Origin of the sequence: Arthrobacter sp. fls2-241-R2A-172 (genome assembly GCF_030208885.1) — a bacterium.
Taxonomy (GTDB): domain Bacteria; phylum Actinomycetota; class Actinomycetes; order Actinomycetales; family Micrococcaceae; genus Arthrobacter.
Map to the genome: position 1 here is coordinate 113,614 of NZ_JARVTB010000013.1, position 17,528 is coordinate 131,141.

Here is a 17,528-nt window from a genome sequence, read left to right on the forward strand (position 1 = left end):
CTACTTACCAGCCGCGAAGAAGCTCACGCACTGCCCCTGGTTCTTGAATACGGGTGACGGACTCGTCTTCCACCCATCGTTCTTGCACGCGTCCTTGCCGGTGGACACACTCACGCGATACTCCTTCGTGGTGCCGTCGGGCGCTGTCACGGTGATTACCGCCGTCGGGCTTTCCGCCGTTGCCTGCTGAACCGTCACCTTTGCGTTCGTGTCCAGCGGGTAGCCGACGACGGCGGGAGTCGCCGACGTCGACAACACCCGGTAGTCGGTGGTCGCCGGAGCGAAGCCCACTACGGATGCCTGGTTCACCAGCAGGCGGCCGAGGTCGGCAAGGCTGCTGTCCGCCAAGCGGGATCCGGCGATGGCTACCTCTGCGATCTTCGTGTACGAAGCCGTGGTCACAAACGACACCCGGATCCCACGGGTGGTGACGGGGTCGAAACGAACCGTCGCTGGTGAAGAAGTGGACAGGCCGGTGATGGTTCCCGCGGAGGTGTCCTTCCACGCTCCGGTCGCGTCCTGGTACTGGACCTTAAGGCTCTGCGCCGCTTTCTCCGCAGACGTGACGGTCACGGAGGAAACGGTGTAGTCGCGGCTAAAGGCGTAATTCAGGCTGTCACCGGCCCGGCCGCCGCTCACCCAGTTGGACCATCGCGTAGAGGCATTGGCGTCGCACGTGTTCTTCGCGATGTACGAGCCTTCGGTGTAGCTGGCGGTGGCGGCTGTGGTGGGGTCCTCCTTGCAGATGTTGATGCTGGGAACCCGGTTCACTACCACGATGGTGAGTGTCGCGGGCAGGGAGCCGGCCTTGCCAGGAACGGTCGCGGAACCAACGGATTCCAACGCAGAGTCAGACAAGGAAGCCCAGTCCCACACCACAGGAATCGGGTTGCGGGCAGGTCCGTCGCCGATCTGTCCGGGGACGGTTGCAGGTGCAGCAGCCTGCACGGCAGCGACGGTAGAGCCAACACCAACTGTCACGGTGGCGGGATCCGTGGCGACGTACTGCCCCGCCGTCACAGTGAGGAGCGCGTCGTCAAAAACCTGCCCGTAAGGGTCAACGCCGGAACCGCGGAGGGTTACCTTGCCGTCCTTCTGCCAGACCGACGGATCAACTGCGGACCAGGTAACGGCCAGCGGCTTGCCCGGACCCGACTTATACAGCGGAGTCACTGTCGAAGGGAGGGTTGGCGCAACGCCGGTGAGTGTGCTCAAGTCAACGGGCGAAACACCCAAGAGCTTTAAGTCAGCGATATCCGTGAAGGCCCACGCCTGATGTGGGCTGGCGGTAGCGGTAGCCGTAGTTCCGGTAGACGACGCCAGGGCCACCGATGTTCCAGCAGCCGTTTGATTGCCCGAAACCTGCAGCGCAATCGCCGCGCCGGCGTTCACCAAGGACCACTGCTTGCCGTTTTCAGTGGTCACTATCCACTGTGCAGAAGGAGTGGCTTTCGCCTGGTCCAATGTCAGGGAAGCCAGTGTTGCCGCACCGCTCTGGCTACCGTTCAGCACGCCACCATTGCCCGTGAGCACCCGGCCATCCTTGTTCGTGACAACCCAGCGGCGATCGTTGGCGACCCCATCCTTGCCATTCACGGCGTTGAACGTCCACATCTGCGGAGCCACCCCGGCAGCGTCCGTGCCCAGTCCTTCAATCGAGGCAGATCCATCCGTACGCCCGGTCAGGTACTTGCCGCTCGCTTCACCGCTGAGGTGGTAGCTGTGGCCGTCCTGCACCGGTGCGGCGTCGTCCGAAACTCCACTGACGCCGTCGACGACGAACGTCACCACTGATGCGGCAGGAACCTCGAGCGTCGCGGACTTCGCCGCGGCGTCGACTGTAACCGGGGTACCCTTCACGAGCGCATTTTTCTCGATGTCATCCAGCGGCGACTTGGTGGTGACCACGGGCGTGACCTGGGCACCCGGCGCGATGCTGCCGAAGCGGCTGAGATCAATGGTGACCTTTTCCGGCGTCGGGGTGTCATTGAAGTGGACCAGCGTGGCGCCGTTGCCGTCGGCACGGAGGGCGCTGGCGGTCTTGGCGTTGTCGTTTTGGATCAGGAAGTCGCCGGGCCGGATGAAGTGGGTGAAGTTGCGGGTGGTGTTGTACTTCTGGTTGGTCAGGACCTTGCACTTGGCGTTATCCAAGGTGGCGCCGTCGTTGATCCTGCGGTTTGAGTAGCCTTCCCGGCCGGCGTAGTTGCAGTCGAAGTCCACGTAAATGGAACCCCAGCCTTTATCAGCCTTCTCCTGCTTGTACGTGTCCTCCACAGGCTGCCAGAAGACCCAGGCGTTGGGGTCGAGCTCACGGAGGTCGTTGACCATGCGGCTGGCGATGCCCAGGCCGTTGGTGATGTTGGAGCGGTCCCAGCCGCTGGTGGAGTCGCCCAGCGCAGGGTTGCCCGGCCAGAATCCGCCCACCTCGCTCATCCACAGCGGCTTGTCCGTGGAGCTGGCCAGGTCCCGGACGCGGCGGCGGTCATTGGTGCCGTACGTGTGGACGTTGAGCTGCGCTACGGCGTCCTTGGCTTCCTGGCTGTACCCGTTCCAGTTGGTCATGAACTTGGTGGGGTCGGTCTCGTCCATCGCGGAGATGACGGCGCCCGTGGTGCCCTTCTCCAGCTCAGCGGACAGCAGTTTGGTCACGCGGTCCTGGGCCGCGGGGTAAATCAGCGCACCCTCCTGCTTCTGCGTGTAGGTGGTGGGCGGTTTGCCGGTGGTGGCGTTGATGTCCGTGCCCCAGTAGCCCGAGTTCGGCTCGTTGAAGGGATCGATGGTATTGACCTTGATGCCGCTTCCCTTTTCGAGAAGTTCGACGGCGTTCCTCATGTAGGCGGCGAACTTGGCTTCGGCTTCGGGCAGGAGATTTTCGCCCTTGGCCGTGTTGACCTGGCCGGAAACATATCCGCTCTTGGTCATGAACCACGGCGGGGAGTTGCTGAACGCTTCCCAATGGGTGATCTGCTGATCCGCGGCGAGGCGTTCCACCCACCAGCGCTGGTTCTGGTCGGCGTCGGGGTTGTAGGACGCGGGATCGTCCGGGTTCCATGCCTTGAGGAACGCGAGCTTGTTGGCCTGCGCTTTGTCGACGGTTCCATCCGGGTTGTACAGGTTCGACGCCGGCTGGCCGGGTTGCGCTTCGGCCACCGGCTTCCACCATCCCTCCACAGCGCTGCCATCGTTGAGGTAGTTGGCTACGTCTGACGCGTTGCCTCCGCCCACGTTGTATCGGGCGATGTTGAGGTTGAGTCCGTCCTCCCCGAAAACTTTCTGGTACAGCTCCTCCCGCAGCTCGGGGGAGTAGCCCGCCGTCGCATTCGCGAACCACACCAGGCTGGTTCCCCACCCTTCGAACGCTTCGCCGCGGGTGGCGGGGTTCGGGGTGATGGTGACGGCTGTTGCATCGTCTGCGTGTGCTTGCAGTGTGGTTGCGGGCATGAGTGCCAGGCTCGCGGCTGCTGTAACGGCTGCCGCCAGGACTGCCACTGGCCGTCGGATTCTTCGCGCGGAAAACGCCATGGGTGGACCTCATCGTCGGGGTTTCATTGGGTGCTGTCCGGGCTTCGGGGAAGGCCGGGCAAGCCGAGACTATGAGGCTCTTGGGGTGGTAAACAAGGCACTCGAACAGGCTCGAACGGGGTTGGTCGGATGTGGTCAGAGGGGTAACAAGATTGCCCGCCACTTCCCCAACCATGTATAGATGTATACAAGTACACCTTCTTCTCGGCAGGGCGGCATCACTTGGCAGATCCACAATCACGCAACACAGGGGCTCACTTGGTCTATGGCGAGCTGAAGCGCCGGATCCTCAGCCTCGAACTGAAACCGGGTGAGCGTATCTACGAACCAGCCATGGCGGCTGAACTGAAGGTCAGCCGCACTCCACTCCGCGAGGCCATGCGTCGCTTGGTTTCGGAGAGCCTGCTTGAGCAGCAGCCCACCGGGGGAGTGCTGGTGCCGGCGCTGGATGAGAAGGTGATTTCAGAGCTGTACGACGTCCGGGCCGCCCTGGAATCCCTGATGGCCCGCGAAGCGTGCGCCAATGCCACCGCGGCAGATCTGGAAGAACTTCAGGGAATCGTCGCCCGGAATGCCGCGATGGTGGAGTTTCCCGACGAAGCCATGAAGTACGGGGTTGCCCTGCACGCCGCGATCGCCAGAATCGCCGGAAACTCCTGGGCCCAACGCTTCCATGGCCAGATCGCCAGCCAGGTTGAGCGCTACCGGTACTTCACCAACAACGCTCCCGAACGCCGCCACGAAGCACTCGCCAATCACCGGCTCCTGGTCGAGGCGATCGGTTCCAAGGACGCGGAAAAGGCAGCAAAGGTTGCCTTCGACCACGTGATCGGCGCGCGGGAGGAGACCTTGCGGGTCATTTCCGCCTCCGGCCTCGTCATCGAATGATCGGCGAACTCGGACGGCGCTCGTCCACCGCACTCCTGGTCCATTCGGCGCTCATCCAAGCCGTCACATTCCTGGTCCGCCCGGCTACCACGTACCGCGCACTCGAATTGGATGTTCCCGGGTTCGCCCTTGGCCTTCTCGCCGCCAGCTACGCAGTGTTTCCCCTGCTGCTCGCCCTGCCCATCGGCGGACTGGTGGACCGCCTTGGTGAGCGTCGGCTCATGGCGATCGGAGCCGCCGTCGTGCTGGGTTGTTCGGCTTTTCTGTTGTTTTGGGGGACGTCAGTCCCCGCGCTGGTGGCTGGAACGGCGCTGTTGGGCGCAGGCCAGCTGGCTTGCGTGGTGGGTCAGCAGGCGGTGGTGGCCAACAATGCTGCGGCTTCCCGGCTCGACTCGGCGTTTGGTTACCTGACTTTCGCCGCGTCCTTGGGCCAAGCCCTCGGACCGTTGGCGATCTCCGTGGTGGGCGGTGCTTCCGTTCGACCGAACACGCAAGCGATCTTCCTCCTCGCGACCGCCATGAGCTTGGTGATGTTCCTGACCACGTTCGTGATCTCTTCGAAGGTCAGCCGGGGCAGGCGCACAGCCAAGGGCACGGGTACCAAGGGCAGTTCACTGGCCCTTCTCCGGACTCCCGGCGTCGTCCGCGCGTTGGCCACCAGCGCCACCGTCCTGGCAGTAGTGGACCTGACCGTGGTCTATCTGCCTGCACTCGGCGCCGAACGCGGCCTCACGGCCGCCACCGTGGGCCTGATGCTGACCGTCCGGGCGGTGTTCTCCATGATTTCCCGGCTGGGACTCGGCAGCGTGACCCGAAAACTGGGGCGCATGAAACTGCTGATCCTGAGCCTGGCCGTCTCCACGGTTGCACTGGCCGTGGCCGCCATTCCCATGCCCTTGTGGCTGCTCTTTATGGTTATGGCATTCCTCGGCCTCGGGCTGGGAATTGGCCAACCACTGACCATGTCCTGGCTCTCAGCCCAGGCGCCCGAAGGCCAACGTGGACGGGCACTGGCTTTGAGGCTCGCGGGAAACAGGGTGGGCCAGGTGGTCCTCCCCAGCGCCATCGGCGTGGTGGCTGTGGGCCTTGGAGCGGCAGGGGTGTTCCTGGCATCCGCCGTGGCTGTTGGCGGAACCATGCTGTTGCTCCGCGGGGTGCGGCTGGACGACTGAGCTGAACCTATTCCGCGAACAGCGCCGCCAAGTCCTCCGCCGTCAACGAACCACCGGCCAGGGCGTCACCTTCCATCACATCCGCGAACAGCTGCGATTTCTTGGCTTTCAAGGCCATGACCTTTTCCTCGATAGTGTCTTTCGCGACCAGCCGGTAGACCATGACGTTGCGGGCCTGGCCGATACGGTGGGTTCGGTCCACGGCCTGGGCCTCGGACGCCGGGTTCCACCACGGGTCCAGCAGGAACACATAGTCCGACTCAGTGAGGTTGAGCCCAAATCCGCCGGCCTTCAACGAGATCAGGAACACCGGGGCCGAGCCGTTCTTGAACTCGCTCACCACGTCTCCGCGGTTCCTGGTGGACCCGTCGAGGTAGCAGTACTCGATGCCCTCGGCGTCCATGCGGTCGCGGACCTTGCCGAGGAAGCCGGTGAACTGGCTGAAGATCAAGGTCCGGTGGCCTTCGGAAATGATGTCTTCCAGCTGTTCGAACAACACATCCAGTTTGGACGACCGCACGGCGGACAGTGAAGAGTCCACCAAGGACGCGTCAAGGCTCAGCTGCCGCAGCAACGTCAGCGACTGGAAAATCGTGAAGCGGTTCTTGTTCACGTCATCGATCAGGCCGAGAATTTTCTGCCGTTCGCGCTGCAAGTGGGTCTGATAGACCTTCTGGTGCCGCGGGTTCAGCACGACCTCCAGGATCTGCTCCTGCTTGGGCGGCAGGTCCTTGATGACCTGCTCTTTGGTGCGACGCATCATGAGCGGACGCACACGACGGCGGAGCTTACCCAGTTGCGCGGAGTCACCGTTCTTCTCAACCGGCTTTTGGTAGTTCTCGGCGAACCGTTTGGGGCTGGGGAACAGCCCCGGCGCCACAATCGAGGTCAGGGCCCAGAACTCCATGAGGTTGTTCTCCAGGGGCGTGCCCGTGATGGCCAGCTTGAAACGGGCCGGCAGCTTGCGTGCACACTGGTACGCCTTGGACTGGTGGTTCTTCACGAACTGCGCCTCATCCAGCATCAGCCCGGCCCACTGGAACGACGCGTAGGCATCGTAATCGATCCGGAACAGCGCATAGGAGGTAATGACGACGTCGGCACCCGCCAACGCGTCCACCGGCGACAGGCCGCTCTTGGCAAAGGTTTCACCGACGGTCCGCACCACCAGGCCAGGGGCGAACCGTTGTGCTTCCAGAGCCCAGTTGCTGACGACACTTGTTGGTGCGACCACCAGGAACGGCGCACGGGGAGCCACGTCCGCGGAAGGCCCTTGAGCAGCAGTAACGCTCTCCGCCGCCAGGTCCTTGGCCGCGCACATCAGCGCGATCGCCTGCACGGTTTTACCCAGGCCCATGTCGTCCGCCAACACACCACCGAGGCTGTGCTTGTACAGGAAGCTCAGCCAGTTGAATCCTTCGAGCTGATACGGACGCAGCTCAGCGTTAAGGCTGGCCGGCAGCGGGAGCCCGGTCACGCCGTCGTCGAGCAATCCGCCCACAGCTTCGCGCCACGCCGCGGCTTGCTCGTCCACAATCCCGAGCTGCGCCAGATCGTCCCAGAGCCCGGCCTGGAAGCGGCTGATCTGCAGGGTGCCGTCCTTGTTGTCCGGGTTGTCCTGCAGGGAGCGCGCTTCGTCGATCAGGGCGCGCAACTGGTGGAGCTCGGGCAGGTCCAAGGAGAAGTAGGCGCCGCTGGGCAGCAGCATGCGGCTCATGCCGGCGGCGAGGGCGGAGAACACCGCGGCAAAGGAAACGGGTTCGCCTTCGAGCGTGATCACGATGCCGAGGTCGAACCAGTCGCCGCTGGCAGTCTCCTTCGTGGAAATCGAAACGACGGGAGCTTCGGCTGCTTCACGGTAGTCGGCGATGTCACCGGAGGTTTCCACCACGACGTCGGGCAGTTCCTTCAGCGCGGGCAGCACCTCCTCGGTGAATGCCAGGGTGTCCAAACCGCTGAGCTCGGCAGAGGCCGCGAGCCGTGGAGCACCCCAACCACCCGTTGCCGACTCCGCCAACGCAGCCACCACATCCCATGGACGGCCCAGCGATTCCAGGATGCGGGCTTCCTCGGGATCGTCGCGGTAGCCGCGGTCGTCCGGGTGCCGCCACAAAGGCTGCGCGGTTACCAAGGTGCCGGACTTGTAGTGCCACTCCCAGTGCAGCCGGACCTTGTGGTCGTTGCCGTAGTTGGCCAGCAGGGACAGCGTGGGGACCGCCAGTGTAGGCAGCTCAACGGACTCATCCGCGGCCTGCACGGGTGTGGATTGCCGCAACTTCGGGTAGAACGACGTCAGGAAGCGGCTCTCATCCTCAGCAGGAATCTGAAGGGTTTGGCCATCGGTAACGAACTCCAGGAGCTCATCGCTGACATCGCCCTCGATCGGGGCCAGGGTGATCAGGTTATTCTGCTGCGGCACGCCCGGCAGGGTGGCGCCCGAATGCGTGAAGAAAATCCCGTTGGCCGGCTTGCCCAGGAATCCCACAGTTCCGGCATCAACGGGCTCCCCGCCGACGGTGACGGACGGCGCAAGCTGCAGGCCGCCGTCGGGCGCCGCGCTTTCGGTTCCGTTCGCGTCCAGGCGCGCCAAGCTGAGTCCGACGACGGCGGGTTGGGTCTCGACGCGGACGGGCTCGCTCCCAGCCGAGTGGATGAGTGGGATGCCGGCTTTGGCGGCGTCGGAAAGGAGGGTCCACAGGTTCTTGGCAGCGAAGTCGTTCAGGCTCAGCCACATGGCGCCCGACGGTTGCTGGCGGCCGTTGCTGGAACCGTGGGCCGCGAGGAAAGTCTGCAGCCATTCGACGTGGATCTCGTTGAATTCGCGCCGGAAACTGATGTAGCTGAGGTTGTTCCAGGAGACGTCGCCGCGGATCCATTTGCCTTTCGCGCCCATCATGACGGGGCGGGCCTTGAGCTGGCGGACGCTGCGCATGGGGTCGCGTCGGCCTGTGTAGGAGAAGTGCGCGGCGGGCTCTTCCACCTCGAACTGGAGCGCGAGCTGAATGCCTGCCGCGCTCGGAGCAGTGCCTGGCTTCGTAATCAGCCTGTTGAGGGCTTGTTCCCAAGCCGGACGGGCGGTACCGCCCTGGTGGCCCGAGCCCAGGCGCGATGTCTGGATGCCGGGTGCCTGGGAAAGGAGCTGCGCGCGGATGGTGGGGTGATCCTCAGCCGTGAACAACAACGCTGCGACGTGCTTGCAATCCTTCCGGACCGGGCAGCTGCAGATACCCACAGTGCAGCTCCAGCCACTGGGTTTGCGAACCAGTTTTGCCGATGTCGAATAGGGCTGTGGGCCGTTTCCGCGGACCTTGCCGAGGAGGAGCCCCGTAGCCGCGTCGAAAGAAATCCCGCTCACTCGGCTGCCCATGGCATACGCCAATCCGGCCGCCAGGGAGCGGTCGTTGATGGCAGGAGTCTGAATGGCCAGTTCCCAGGTTTCGTCTGTGTGGGACGGCATGCGTCGGGCTACTTTCGGCAGGAGGTTATCTGCTCAATCTTAGTCAGCAGAAAACGGCTCCCAAACTTCGCCCTCCGTTAACCTCAACCTCGATTGCGGCGCAGCTCCCACGCGTACGTTGAAAGAGTCCGGAGCACCATCAGCTTTCAGCAGTGAGGATTCCCCATGACTACCAACGAGTACCCCGTCGTCCTGAACAAGACCAGCTTCGAAGCAGGCAATGCGGATGTTGTGGATTCCAACGTCAATGTCGTGAACGAGATGTACCAGGAACTCCTGAACAGCGACGAAATCGCCACCGCTGCGCTCAACAGCTACTTCGTGGACTTCTACCTGACCCAGGCACTGGCCGGCGGTTTCGCCCAGTACGTCTTCACCGCACCGGAACGTGAAGAAGTGGACGGGTACGTCCGGGCAGGACTTTCGGAAATGGGCGCGGTCCGCCACTTGGACCTGTTCAACCGCACTGCGGCCGCCTTCGATGCACTGACCGAGGACGAAGCCGAGGCCTACCTCGACGGCGAACTGGACGAATCCGAAGCCCCGGTTCCCGCTGTCGCGCTCCTTGATGAACTGGACGGCGAGTTCGAAGCCCTCCTCGAAGAGGAGGACATCATCGACCTCAACGCCACCTACCTCCGTGACCAGTCCGAACTGCTGGTCCTCTCTGAAGAGGACATCGAGGCACACATCGCCGAGCGGATCGCGCAGGTTCCTGACCTTGCCGAGCGCCAGGCCGAAGCCGAGGAAGAAGCCCTCGCCAACGCCCCCGAGTTCGAGATCATCATCCGCGAGCTGTGCGACGTGGCTGGCTACGCCCTGGAAAAGATCACCATGGGCGACCCCAACTACCAGCACGACGGCGTCACCACCCTCGCCTGGCACTTCTCCACCGACCACGGCGACTACATCATGGTGGAGGACGACGACGAGGCCTTCATGATCCACCCCGAGACGAAGGAAATCATCGCGGCCGTGGAGTTCGAGGAGTCCGACGAGTTCGCTGACGCATAGCCCGCTGGCCGGCTGGGTTTTGGGTTAGCTGGAGGGCCTTCGTTTCAGTTGGATGAAGCCCCAGATGATCGTCGCTTGCCAGAAGGCGAGTAAGCCGACCCAGATCCAGTCGAGGCCACCGTTCGTGGCGTTGATTACCATCGCAGTGAAACCCAGGGCCCAGGCCACTTCCTGCACGACGAGGAACGCCGGGCTGGGCGGATTCTTGGTGCCGTTTTGTGCCATCTTCCCTCCCCAATGAGTAGCCTGCAGTCTAACGGACCCCGAATTCGCTGGAACGGTGCGAGATCGCGGAGCGGCTCCAGCGGTCTCGCACGATTCCCCGGCTTTCGGCGCACCAAACTCAGTAACCGGAGGCCGCGGCGCCCTTGACCATCTCACCCGTAGGGCTGACCAGGTACCAGACACTGCCAACACCTTGGCCGGTCACATCACCGGGAGCCTTGTCCTTGGCGTAGTAGTAGAGCGGCATGCCGTTGAGGGTTACCTGTTTCTTGCCGTCCGGCGAGTTGATGGTTCCCACCTTGCCCGTGACGCCTTCAACGGCGGGCGCGTCCGACGTCGTGGTGAAGATCGGCCACGCAGTAAGGCAAGCGTCTACGCAGGCGCTCTTACCTGAGTCCTTAACGTCCTTGGTGAAGAAGTAGAGGCTCATCCCTTTGCTGTCCACCACAATCTGGCCGGCACTGGATGAGGAGGTTTTCATCTCCGCAGCCGCGGAGGTGGCCATGGAGGAGGCGGACGCTGATCCCGAGGAGGCGGACGACGGCGCCGCGGACGAAGCAGGCGGGGGAGCGGACGACGTGGTGGTTCCTGGACTTCCGCCACACCCCGCCAGTGCAGCGCTCAACAGCAACGCTCCGATTCCAAGGCTGAGTCGTGTTGTCATCTCTAGCTCCTTTGCTCGGCCGGCCGGGATGAGTCGGCGCTAACCCCTACGACGCGGATGGGGGAAGAATGGTTCAGGGGACTGAACCGTTTCTGCGCGGCAGGCGTCGTATGAGCGAAGGGGCAACCGGGAAGGGGTGGATATGCCGCTGGATGAGGACGTGGTGGCTGCGATCTATCGCGACCATGGCACGGCCCTGAAGCGCTTTGTGCTCAGCTGCACACCGGACGCCCACCAAGCCGACGATGTTGTGCAGGAGACCATCCTGAAGGTGTGGCAGCATGCCCCACAAATCACGGGCAGCCTCCGCAGTTACCTCTTCCGCACGGCACGAAACGTGATCATCGACAATTATCGGAAGGCGCAGCGCCGTCCTGCCGAAACCGGAGAGCACGACCTTCCCGACCACGCCGCCACCGAACGCGTCGATGAGCTGCTGAACCGGGTCCTCATGGAGGAGGCCCTGCTCCGGCTCAGCCACGAACACCGCGAGGTCCTGGTGGCCTTGCACTACCAGCGGTTCACCGTCAGCGAGGCAGCACTGCAGCTGAACATCCCGGCGGGAACCGTAAAATCCCGGGCTTTCTATGCTGTGAAAGCCCTCCGAACAATCCTTGACGAAATGGGGGTGGAACGATGAACGGCAACTCCGTCCACCAATTGCTGGGCGCCTATCTTTTGGGCGGGCTCGACCCCGTGGAGGAGGCCGCCTTCCGGGACCACCTCGCCCACTGTGCCGACTGCCGTCACGAGCTGGAGGAACTGGAAAGCCTCCCCGCCTTGCTCGACGCCGTCCCCGCGGCTGACGCTGTCGCCCTCACCGCGGCGGGGGGTGCCGGCGCCCTCGCGCCGCTGGAACCACTGCCCGAAGCGCTTCCGGAGAAGGTGCTGGTCGATTTGTCGGTCCGCAGGCGGAAATCACGACGCCGGTGGGCGGCTCTGGTGGGTGCAGTCGCCGCTGCTTGCCTGGCAGTTGGGTTCCTTGCCGGGCCGCTGCTGAACCAGGCACCGAAGCCTGATGCGAGCTACTCGGTCCAGTCGGACAGCGGATTACAGCTGACGGTGGGCATGGTGAAGAAAACTTGGGGCACCGAGCTAGAGGTGGAAGGCCGGAGCATGCCCCTCCAAGGGACGTTGTATTTGTGGGTGAAGGGCAGGGACGGGGCCGAGGAACGAACCTGTGGCTGGACAGCGACACCAAGCGGCCGGATCAAGATCACCGGCGCAACCCCGGTGCAGTTGGCGGGCATTGCCGGTGTTGAGTTGCGCGACGATACCGAGAAGACCGTGGCATCGATTTCGGTGCCTTAGGCCTCAGCGCTCCGGGGCGCCCTGTGATCGGAATTCTGCCACGAGGGCAGGATCCTCGCAGGCCTTGGCGAACGCCTCGATGCGTCGCTCGATTTCCCGGCCAAGCAGCCAGCTGCCGATCCGCTCTGCCACTGGCTTCAGCAACGCCGGGCGGCATGAAAAGGTGTACTTCCAGACTGCCCGGGTGCCGCCGTCGTCCGCTGTGAACCGCCAACCGCCACCAAAGTTCTCAAAGAACCAAGGCCCGGCAACCATTGTCATGCCCACGTTGCGCGGTGGCGTGTACGAGACGTATTCGCTGACCATTTTCAGGCCCATGCGTGACACAGTCCTGGTGCGCACGCCCTTGCCGGCCTTCGTGGCGCCGTCCAGGAAGCCTTGCGCCGAGATGAACGGGTCCCACTTGAGACGGAAGGCGCCAGTGGTTTGGGAGAGCGCGAAAGCTGTTTCGGGATCCAAGCGGATGAGGCGCTCGGCGCGGACCTGCGGCATCTCAGTTCCCCTGCCCCGCGCCGACCACAAGGAAGACCATGAAGACCACACCAAAGATGTTTACCGCCATGATCGCAAGCCCGATGATGCCGGTAATGCGGCCCGCGTTCATTCGCCCGGCCCGGAACACAGCGATCAGCCCACAGACCACGGCCACGATGGCGAGCAGGACAGCGACACCAGCCAGCACCAACGCGCCGAACCACCAGGCATCGTTGCCCTGGTTGTAGCGGCTCACCGCCGAAGCGACGGCTGCTATGCCCAAGGGGATGCTGACTACCGCCGCGATGGGTGAAAGGACTGCGGAGATGATGCTGGTGATGCCGGCACCCAGGCCACGATTACCGGACCGTTGGGTTTGCTGGTAGTAATCGACCGGTGGCTGGTAGCTCATGGTTCCCCCAATAAGTCCTGGCTAGATCTTGCGGTAGGTGAGGTCGAAGATCATGCGCCCGGCCTCGTGGGCTTTGTTCTCGAAGCTCGTCCGGATGCGGCCCTCAAAGCGCGGAGCCCAGCCACCTTCCTGGTCGACTCCCTCATTAGGGCCGGTGTGCTCGGTACTTACCGGCGCGCGGCCTTCCCTTACCGGCGCGCCGCCCACCACGGACTCGACGCCGGATTGCCAGACTTGCGTCAGCGGGCTTTCCTCGCCACTGCGCTCGCCGTCATGCATGTTCTCAAACTCCTTGGAATCGGCCAGGACTTCCCGGACGTGCACGGCATAGTTGGACCAGTCCGTGGCGATGCGCCAGTAGCCACCCTTTTCCAGGGCCTTGGCCGCGACGGCCGCGAACGCCGGCTGGATCAGGCGGCGCTTGTGGTGCCGTGCCTTATGCCAGGGATCCGGGAAGAACACCCAGAGTTCGCTGACCGACCCGGGTGGAAGCATGGACTCGAGAACCTCGGGAGCGTTGGCTTCCACCACGCGTACGTTGGTCAGCCCGCGGCTGTTGATCTTGATGATGGTGTTGGCCAGCCCGGGCGTGTAGACCTCGACGGCAAGGAAGTCCTTGTCCGGGTTCTGCTCGGCTGCGTGGACCACGGCATCGCCCAACCCGGAACCGATCTCGACGATCAGTGGAGCCTTGCGACCAAACACGGCCTCGGCGTCGAACGTGTAATCCGGGTGGACCGAGGTGTTGGCGACGTGGCGGGGCACTTGGATGGCCCAGCGCTCGGCGTGCTCTTCCCAAGCGGCCTGCCTGCGGCCCTGCAAGCGGGTGCCCCGGCGCACAAAGCTGACCGGGCGGCCGCCGTATGTGCCGAACGAAGCCTGGGTGCCGGGCGTGACTGGTCGCGGGGAATCTGGGGTTTCACTCATCCCTTCCAGAATACTTTGGTTCGGATGCGAGGATTCTCTGCGTTCCGGATCAGACCACCAGCGCCGCTCCGCCGTTTTGCCATGGGGAGTTGTGCCCCTGTGGGTAGAGTTGCCTGATGCTGGAGATCCGCCCGAACTGTGAATGCTGCGTTGCGTCTCATAGTTGTCCAGGGCAATGAATACAAGCGAGGAGACGCTGGAGCGGGTTCTAGGATCCCTGGTGGCGGCAACGAAAGGGCGCACACCTTTTACGCTCGGTTTCCTGGGCACCACGGGAGCGGATGGAGGACCACGGGTCCGTGCGGTCATCGTCCGGGAGGTGGACCGCGCCGCTGGCCGGCTCATGGTGGCCACCAATTCCCTGTCCCGTAAGGTCGCCGAGATTGACCACCAGCCACGGGTGGCACTGACCTTATACGACGACGACCGCGGGGTTCAGCTGCGCATCAGAGGTGACGCGGCGGTGGTCGAAGATGAGAAGGAACGACGCCGGGCCTGGGAGCGGTTCAGCCCGAGCAGCCGTCACCTTTATGCGTCCCGCCTGGTTCCGGGAACTCCCCTCCCGGATCGGCCTGCTGATGGCCCCGATGATGGTGAGACGGCAATGGAGCGTTTCGCTTGGATCAGGATCGACATGACGGATCTGGACTGGTTGGACCTCTCGGGCGACCCCCACATCCGCTGGCAGTTCACCCGCGACGACGGCGGCTGGCACGGACTGGAAGTTGTCCCCTGAGATCGGGTCACATCACGGGCAATGGCTGCCAGCTGAGGCCCAGTAAGCGCCGGCTGACAGAATAGGACGTGTGACCTCCTCCCAGAAGTTCGGCTACCCCAAGGATCAAGTCCCGCCTTCAATCGCGGTGGACGCCGAAACCAACGAAGAACCACCCGCTGACCCCACGCAGTTGCGCGGCAAGAGGGGCCTGGTTTACCTGGCCATCTGCCTGGTGCTCATTGGCTTGAACCTCCGGACGGTCTTCTCGAGTTTCTCTGCGGTGCTTCCGGAAATTACGTCCGACGTTGGCCTTCCGGGCTGGGCGCTGGTTGTCCTCACCACCGTGCCGGTCACCTTGTTGGGCGTCTTCGCGCCTCTGGCTCCCATCCTTGCCCGCAGGTTCGGGGCGGAGCGGGTGCTGCTCGGGGCCATGGTTGTCCTCACCGCGGGGTTGCTCCTGCGTCCGGCCGACATAGGAACCGCGGGCCATCTCCCTACGCTCTTGATCGGAACGGCGGCGTGCGGTGCCGCCATCGCGTTGTGCAACGTGCTTCTTCCCGGCGTAGTGAAGCGGGACTTCCCGCACCGGCTGGGCCTGATGGGTGGGCTCTACACAACGGCCATCTGCGCGTCCGCCGCACTTGGTGCCGGCTTCACGTATCCGGTGTTTGCGGCTACGGGGCAGTGGACGTCGGCACTGTGGTTCTGGGCGGTTCCAGCCGCCGTCGTCCTTTTGCTTTTCCTGCCGTTGGCAATCCGCCAGCCCGCGGTAAAACACCAGGCCGTTCGCAGTGGTGCGAATGTTTGGCGTTCAGCGGTGGCATGGCAGGTCACCCTGTTCATGGTGCTGCAGGCCATGATGTCCTTCAGCGTGTTCGCCTGGATGGCGCCGATTCTGCGTGAGCGGGGAGTCGACGGCGGAACGGCCGGGCTGATCGTGTCGGTGTCGATCGTGCTCCAGATGCTTGGCTCGCTGTTTGCCCCGGCCCTGGCTACACGGTTCAAGGACCAACGGATCATCAACATGGTGGTGGCGCTCATGACGGGTGGCGGGTTTGCGTTGACGATCTTTGGCCCGACGGAACTCATCTGGGTCTGGACCGGGCTCAACGGCCTGGGTCAAGGCTCCCTCACTGCCGTAGCCCTGACCATGATCATGGTCCGCACCCGGGACGCCCACACGGCAGCGAATCTGTCCGGGATGATGCAGGGCGTGGGCTACGGAGTAGGTTCTGTTGGCACCTTGATGGTGGGCCAGCTTCACCAGGCCACGGGCGGCTTTGCTGCAGCGGGGATCCTCTTCCTGGTGATCGGGGCACTCGCCGCCTTCTTCGGCTACCGCGCTGGCCGCGACCGCTTCGTTTAATGTTGTGAGGCCCGCTCTGCGTCCTAAAACCTCGGGTAAGCGTGCAGAGCGGGCCTCGCAACGAAAGAGAGCCTAGACGGTGAGGTCCTTGCCCTTCGTTTCCGGAATCGAGAAGGCGAACACGATGCCCACCAGCAAGAGGATCACCGCGTAGACGTTGAACAGGTAACCCTGCCCGATGCTGCCGAGCCAGGTCTGCAGGTATGGAGCCGTGCCACCGAAGGCGGCCACGCAGATGGAGTACGGGACGCCGACGCCGATGGTGCGGATGTGCGTCGGGAACAGCTCCGCGTAGACAGCAGGAACAATGGCTGCGCTGCCTGCGATGAAGAACAACATCACGGACATGGACACTGCCAACTGCCATGGTGAGTCCTTCAGCAGCCACGTCATGGGGAAGTGCAGCAATGCGGCGCCCGCGGACGAAGCGATGATGACGGGCTTACGGCCGATCCGGTCGGACAGTTTGCCCCAGAACGGCAGGGCTGCGATGAAGACAACATTTGCGATCACACCCGCCCACAGGGCCGCACCGCGGTCCATCTTCAATGAAGTCGCCGCATAGCTCGGAGCCACAACGCCCCAGATGTAGTACACAACCGTCAGGCCAACGGTGAGGCCGATAACCTGCAACGCCTGCTTGCGGTACTTGACGATCTGCGGCCAGACCGGCAGTCGCTTCTCTTTGGGGGCCTCGGCTTCGAACGCTTCGGTTTCCTTCATCTTGGCCCGCATAACCAGGGCGTAGACACCCAGCGCACCACCAACGAGGAACGGGATCCGCCAGCCCCACGCACTCATCTCTTCCTTGCTCAGGACAGCGGTGAGGATAGCGCCCAGCAACGTTCCCGCGAGGATGCCGGCCGTGCCCGAGGTGTAGATGAGGGTGGCCCAGAAGCCGCGCTTTTCCTTTGGAGCCATTTCAGACAAATACGTTTGCGACGACGGCAACTCACCACCGTGCGCCAGGCCTTGGATGAGGCGGGCCACCAGGAGCATCACCGAAGCGAACGCGCCCACAGCTGCGAACGTCGGTGCGATACCGATCATGAGGCTGCCCACGGCTCCCAATGCCACCGCGAAAGTCATGGAGGTTTTACGGCCAATGCGGTCGCCGATCCAGCCGAAAACGAAACCGCCGAACGGCCGGGCAACGAACCCGACGGCGAAGATCGCCAAGGTGGATAGAACGGCTGACGTGGGGTCCGCCTGGCTGAACAAAGCGCTCGCAATGAAGGGCGAGAATGTGGCGTAGATGGCCCAGTCGTACCATTCGACGGCGTTGCCAATGCCCGTTCCGACGAGCGTTCGCACATGGGACTTGTGGACTTTGACCTCGGGGGTCGTTCCTACGGTAGCGGTCATGTCATTCTCCAAG

General features: G+C 63.6%; 15 protein-coding genes. 7 read left to right on the forward strand and 8 right to left on the reverse strand.

Features of this window, described 5'->3' with window-relative positions; all coding sequences use genetic code 11:
- Positions 1 to 3,489: a discoidin domain-containing protein gene (locus QRM57_RS17850; protein ID WP_284987563.1), complete on the reverse strand. Its 3,489-nt coding sequence runs from the start codon at positions 3,487 to 3,489 to the stop codon at positions 1 to 3.
- Between the two features lie 255 nt (positions 3,490 to 3,744).
- Between QRM57_RS17850 and QRM57_RS17855 the strand changes: the two genes are divergently transcribed.
- On the forward strand, positions 3,745 to 4,410 hold the full coding sequence (locus QRM57_RS17855) for a GntR family transcriptional regulator (RefSeq protein ID WP_257369480.1): 666 nt from the start codon (positions 3,745 to 3,747) through the stop codon (positions 4,408 to 4,410).
- Entirely contained in the window at positions 4,407 to 5,582 is a 1,176-nt protein-coding gene (locus QRM57_RS17860) for an MFS transporter (protein WP_284987564.1), read from the forward strand. The genes QRM57_RS17855 and QRM57_RS17860 overlap by 4 nt, the downstream gene beginning before the upstream one ends.
- 7 nt (positions 5,583 to 5,589) lie before the next feature.
- Here the strand turns inward: QRM57_RS17860 and QRM57_RS17865 are convergent, their stop codons facing one another.
- Positions 5,590 to 9,039 carry a DEAD/DEAH box helicase gene (locus tag QRM57_RS17865; protein ID WP_284987565.1) on the reverse strand — a complete coding sequence of 1,150 codons (3,450 nt, stop codon included), beginning with the start codon at positions 9,037 to 9,039 and terminating at the stop codon, positions 5,590 to 5,592.
- Positions 9,040 to 9,204: 165 nt separating this feature from the next.
- On the opposite strand from QRM57_RS17865, the gene QRM57_RS17870 reads away from it, so the two are divergent.
- Positions 9,205 to 10,053, forward strand: a complete 849-nt coding sequence (locus tag QRM57_RS17870) for a DMP19 family protein (RefSeq protein WP_257369483.1) — start codon at positions 9,205 to 9,207, stop codon at positions 10,051 to 10,053.
- Positions 10,054 to 10,077: 24 nt separating this feature from the next.
- Here the strand turns inward: QRM57_RS17870 and QRM57_RS17875 are convergent, their stop codons facing one another.
- The gene (locus QRM57_RS17875) at positions 10,078 to 10,278 is read right to left on the reverse strand and encodes a hypothetical protein (protein WP_257369484.1); all 201 of its coding nucleotides are present in this window, start codon (positions 10,276 to 10,278) and stop codon (positions 10,078 to 10,080) included.
- A gap of 118 nt (positions 10,279 to 10,396) precedes the next feature.
- Complete coding sequence (locus tag QRM57_RS17880) at positions 10,397 to 10,942, reverse strand: COG4315 family predicted lipoprotein (RefSeq protein ID WP_284987566.1); 546 nt, start codon at positions 10,940 to 10,942, stop codon at positions 10,397 to 10,399.
- A gap of 142 nt (positions 10,943 to 11,084) precedes the next feature.
- Between QRM57_RS17880 and QRM57_RS17885 the strand changes: the two genes are divergently transcribed.
- On the forward strand, positions 11,085 to 11,582 hold the full coding sequence (locus QRM57_RS17885; protein WP_211713707.1) for a sigma-70 family RNA polymerase sigma factor: 498 nt from the start codon (positions 11,085 to 11,087) through the stop codon (positions 11,580 to 11,582).
- A complete protein-coding gene (locus QRM57_RS17890) occupies positions 11,579 to 12,253 on the forward strand; it encodes an anti-sigma factor family protein (RefSeq protein ID WP_284987567.1) in 675 nt (224 codons plus the stop codon). The genes QRM57_RS17885 and QRM57_RS17890 overlap by 4 nt, the downstream gene beginning before the upstream one ends.
- 3 nt (positions 12,254 to 12,256) lie before the next feature.
- Here the strand turns inward: QRM57_RS17890 and QRM57_RS17895 are convergent, their stop codons facing one another.
- From QRM57_RS17895 to trmB, 3 genes are read right to left on the reverse strand one after another with little or no spacing between them, the layout of a single operon-like run.
- Complete coding sequence (locus QRM57_RS17895; protein WP_284987568.1) at positions 12,257 to 12,745, reverse strand: type II toxin-antitoxin system RatA family toxin; 489 nt, start codon at positions 12,743 to 12,745, stop codon at positions 12,257 to 12,259.
- 1 nt (position 12,746) lies between these two features.
- Entirely contained in the window at positions 12,747 to 13,139 is a 393-nt protein-coding gene (locus tag QRM57_RS17900; RefSeq protein WP_257369489.1) for a hypothetical protein, read from the reverse strand.
- A gap of 21 nt (positions 13,140 to 13,160) precedes the next feature.
- Complete coding sequence (gene trmB, locus QRM57_RS17905; protein WP_284987569.1) at positions 13,161 to 14,066, reverse strand: tRNA (guanosine(46)-N7)-methyltransferase TrmB; 906 nt, start codon at positions 14,064 to 14,066, stop codon at positions 13,161 to 13,163.
- 220 nt (positions 14,067 to 14,286) lie between these two features.
- On the opposite strand from trmB, the gene QRM57_RS17910 reads away from it, so the two are divergent.
- Together QRM57_RS17910 and QRM57_RS17915 are read left to right on the forward strand one after the other, a co-directional pair.
- On the forward strand, positions 14,287 to 14,802 hold the full coding sequence (locus tag QRM57_RS17910; protein ID WP_284987570.1) for a pyridoxamine 5'-phosphate oxidase family protein: 516 nt from the start codon (positions 14,287 to 14,289) through the stop codon (positions 14,800 to 14,802).
- Positions 14,803 to 14,872: 70 nt separating this feature from the next.
- Complete coding sequence (locus QRM57_RS17915; protein WP_284987571.1) at positions 14,873 to 16,150, forward strand: CynX/NimT family MFS transporter; 1,278 nt, start codon at positions 14,873 to 14,875, stop codon at positions 16,148 to 16,150.
- A gap of 72 nt (positions 16,151 to 16,222) precedes the next feature.
- Here the strand turns inward: QRM57_RS17915 and QRM57_RS17920 are convergent, their stop codons facing one another.
- Complete coding sequence (locus QRM57_RS17920; RefSeq protein WP_235517757.1) at positions 16,223 to 17,515, reverse strand: MFS transporter; 1,293 nt, start codon at positions 17,513 to 17,515, stop codon at positions 16,223 to 16,225.
- Positions 17,516 to 17,528 lie beyond the last annotated feature (13 nt).

What these genes read in the sequence shown, in the direction of transcription:
- QRM57_RS17860 (WP_284987564.1), top strand. Translation starts at nt 4,407, where the DNA reads ATGATCGGCGAACTCGGACGGCGCTCGTCCACCGCACTCCTGGTCCAT.
- QRM57_RS17865 (WP_284987565.1), bottom strand. Translation starts at nt 9,039, where the DNA reads ATGCCGTCCCACACAGACGAAACCTGGGAACTGGCCATTCAGACTCCT.
- QRM57_RS17870 (WP_257369483.1), top strand. Translation starts at nt 9,205, where the DNA reads ATGACTACCAACGAGTACCCCGTCGTCCTGAACAAGACCAGCTTCGAA.
- QRM57_RS17875 (WP_257369484.1), bottom strand. Translation starts at nt 10,278, where the DNA reads ATGGCACAAAACGGCACCAAGAATCCGCCCAGCCCGGCGTTCCTCGTC.
- QRM57_RS17880 (WP_284987566.1), bottom strand. Translation starts at nt 10,942, where the DNA reads ATGACAACACGACTCAGCCTTGGAATCGGAGCGTTGCTGTTGAGCGCT.
- QRM57_RS17885 (WP_211713707.1), top strand. Translation starts at nt 11,085, where the DNA reads ATGCCGCTGGATGAGGACGTGGTGGCTGCGATCTATCGCGACCATGGC.
- QRM57_RS17890 (WP_284987567.1), top strand. Translation starts at nt 11,579, where the DNA reads ATGAACGGCAACTCCGTCCACCAATTGCTGGGCGCCTATCTTTTGGGC.
- QRM57_RS17895 (WP_284987568.1), bottom strand. Translation starts at nt 12,745, where the DNA reads ATGCCGCAGGTCCGCGCCGAGCGCCTCATCCGCTTGGATCCCGAAACA.
- QRM57_RS17900 (WP_257369489.1), bottom strand. Translation starts at nt 13,139, where the DNA reads ATGAGCTACCAGCCACCGGTCGATTACTACCAGCAAACCCAACGGTCC.
- trmB (WP_284987569.1), bottom strand. Translation starts at nt 14,066, where the DNA reads ATGAGTGAAACCCCAGATTCCCCGCGACCAGTCACGCCCGGCACCCAG.
- QRM57_RS17920 (WP_235517757.1), bottom strand. Translation starts at nt 17,515, where the DNA reads ATGACCGCTACCGTAGGAACGACCCCCGAGGTCAAAGTCCACAAGTCC.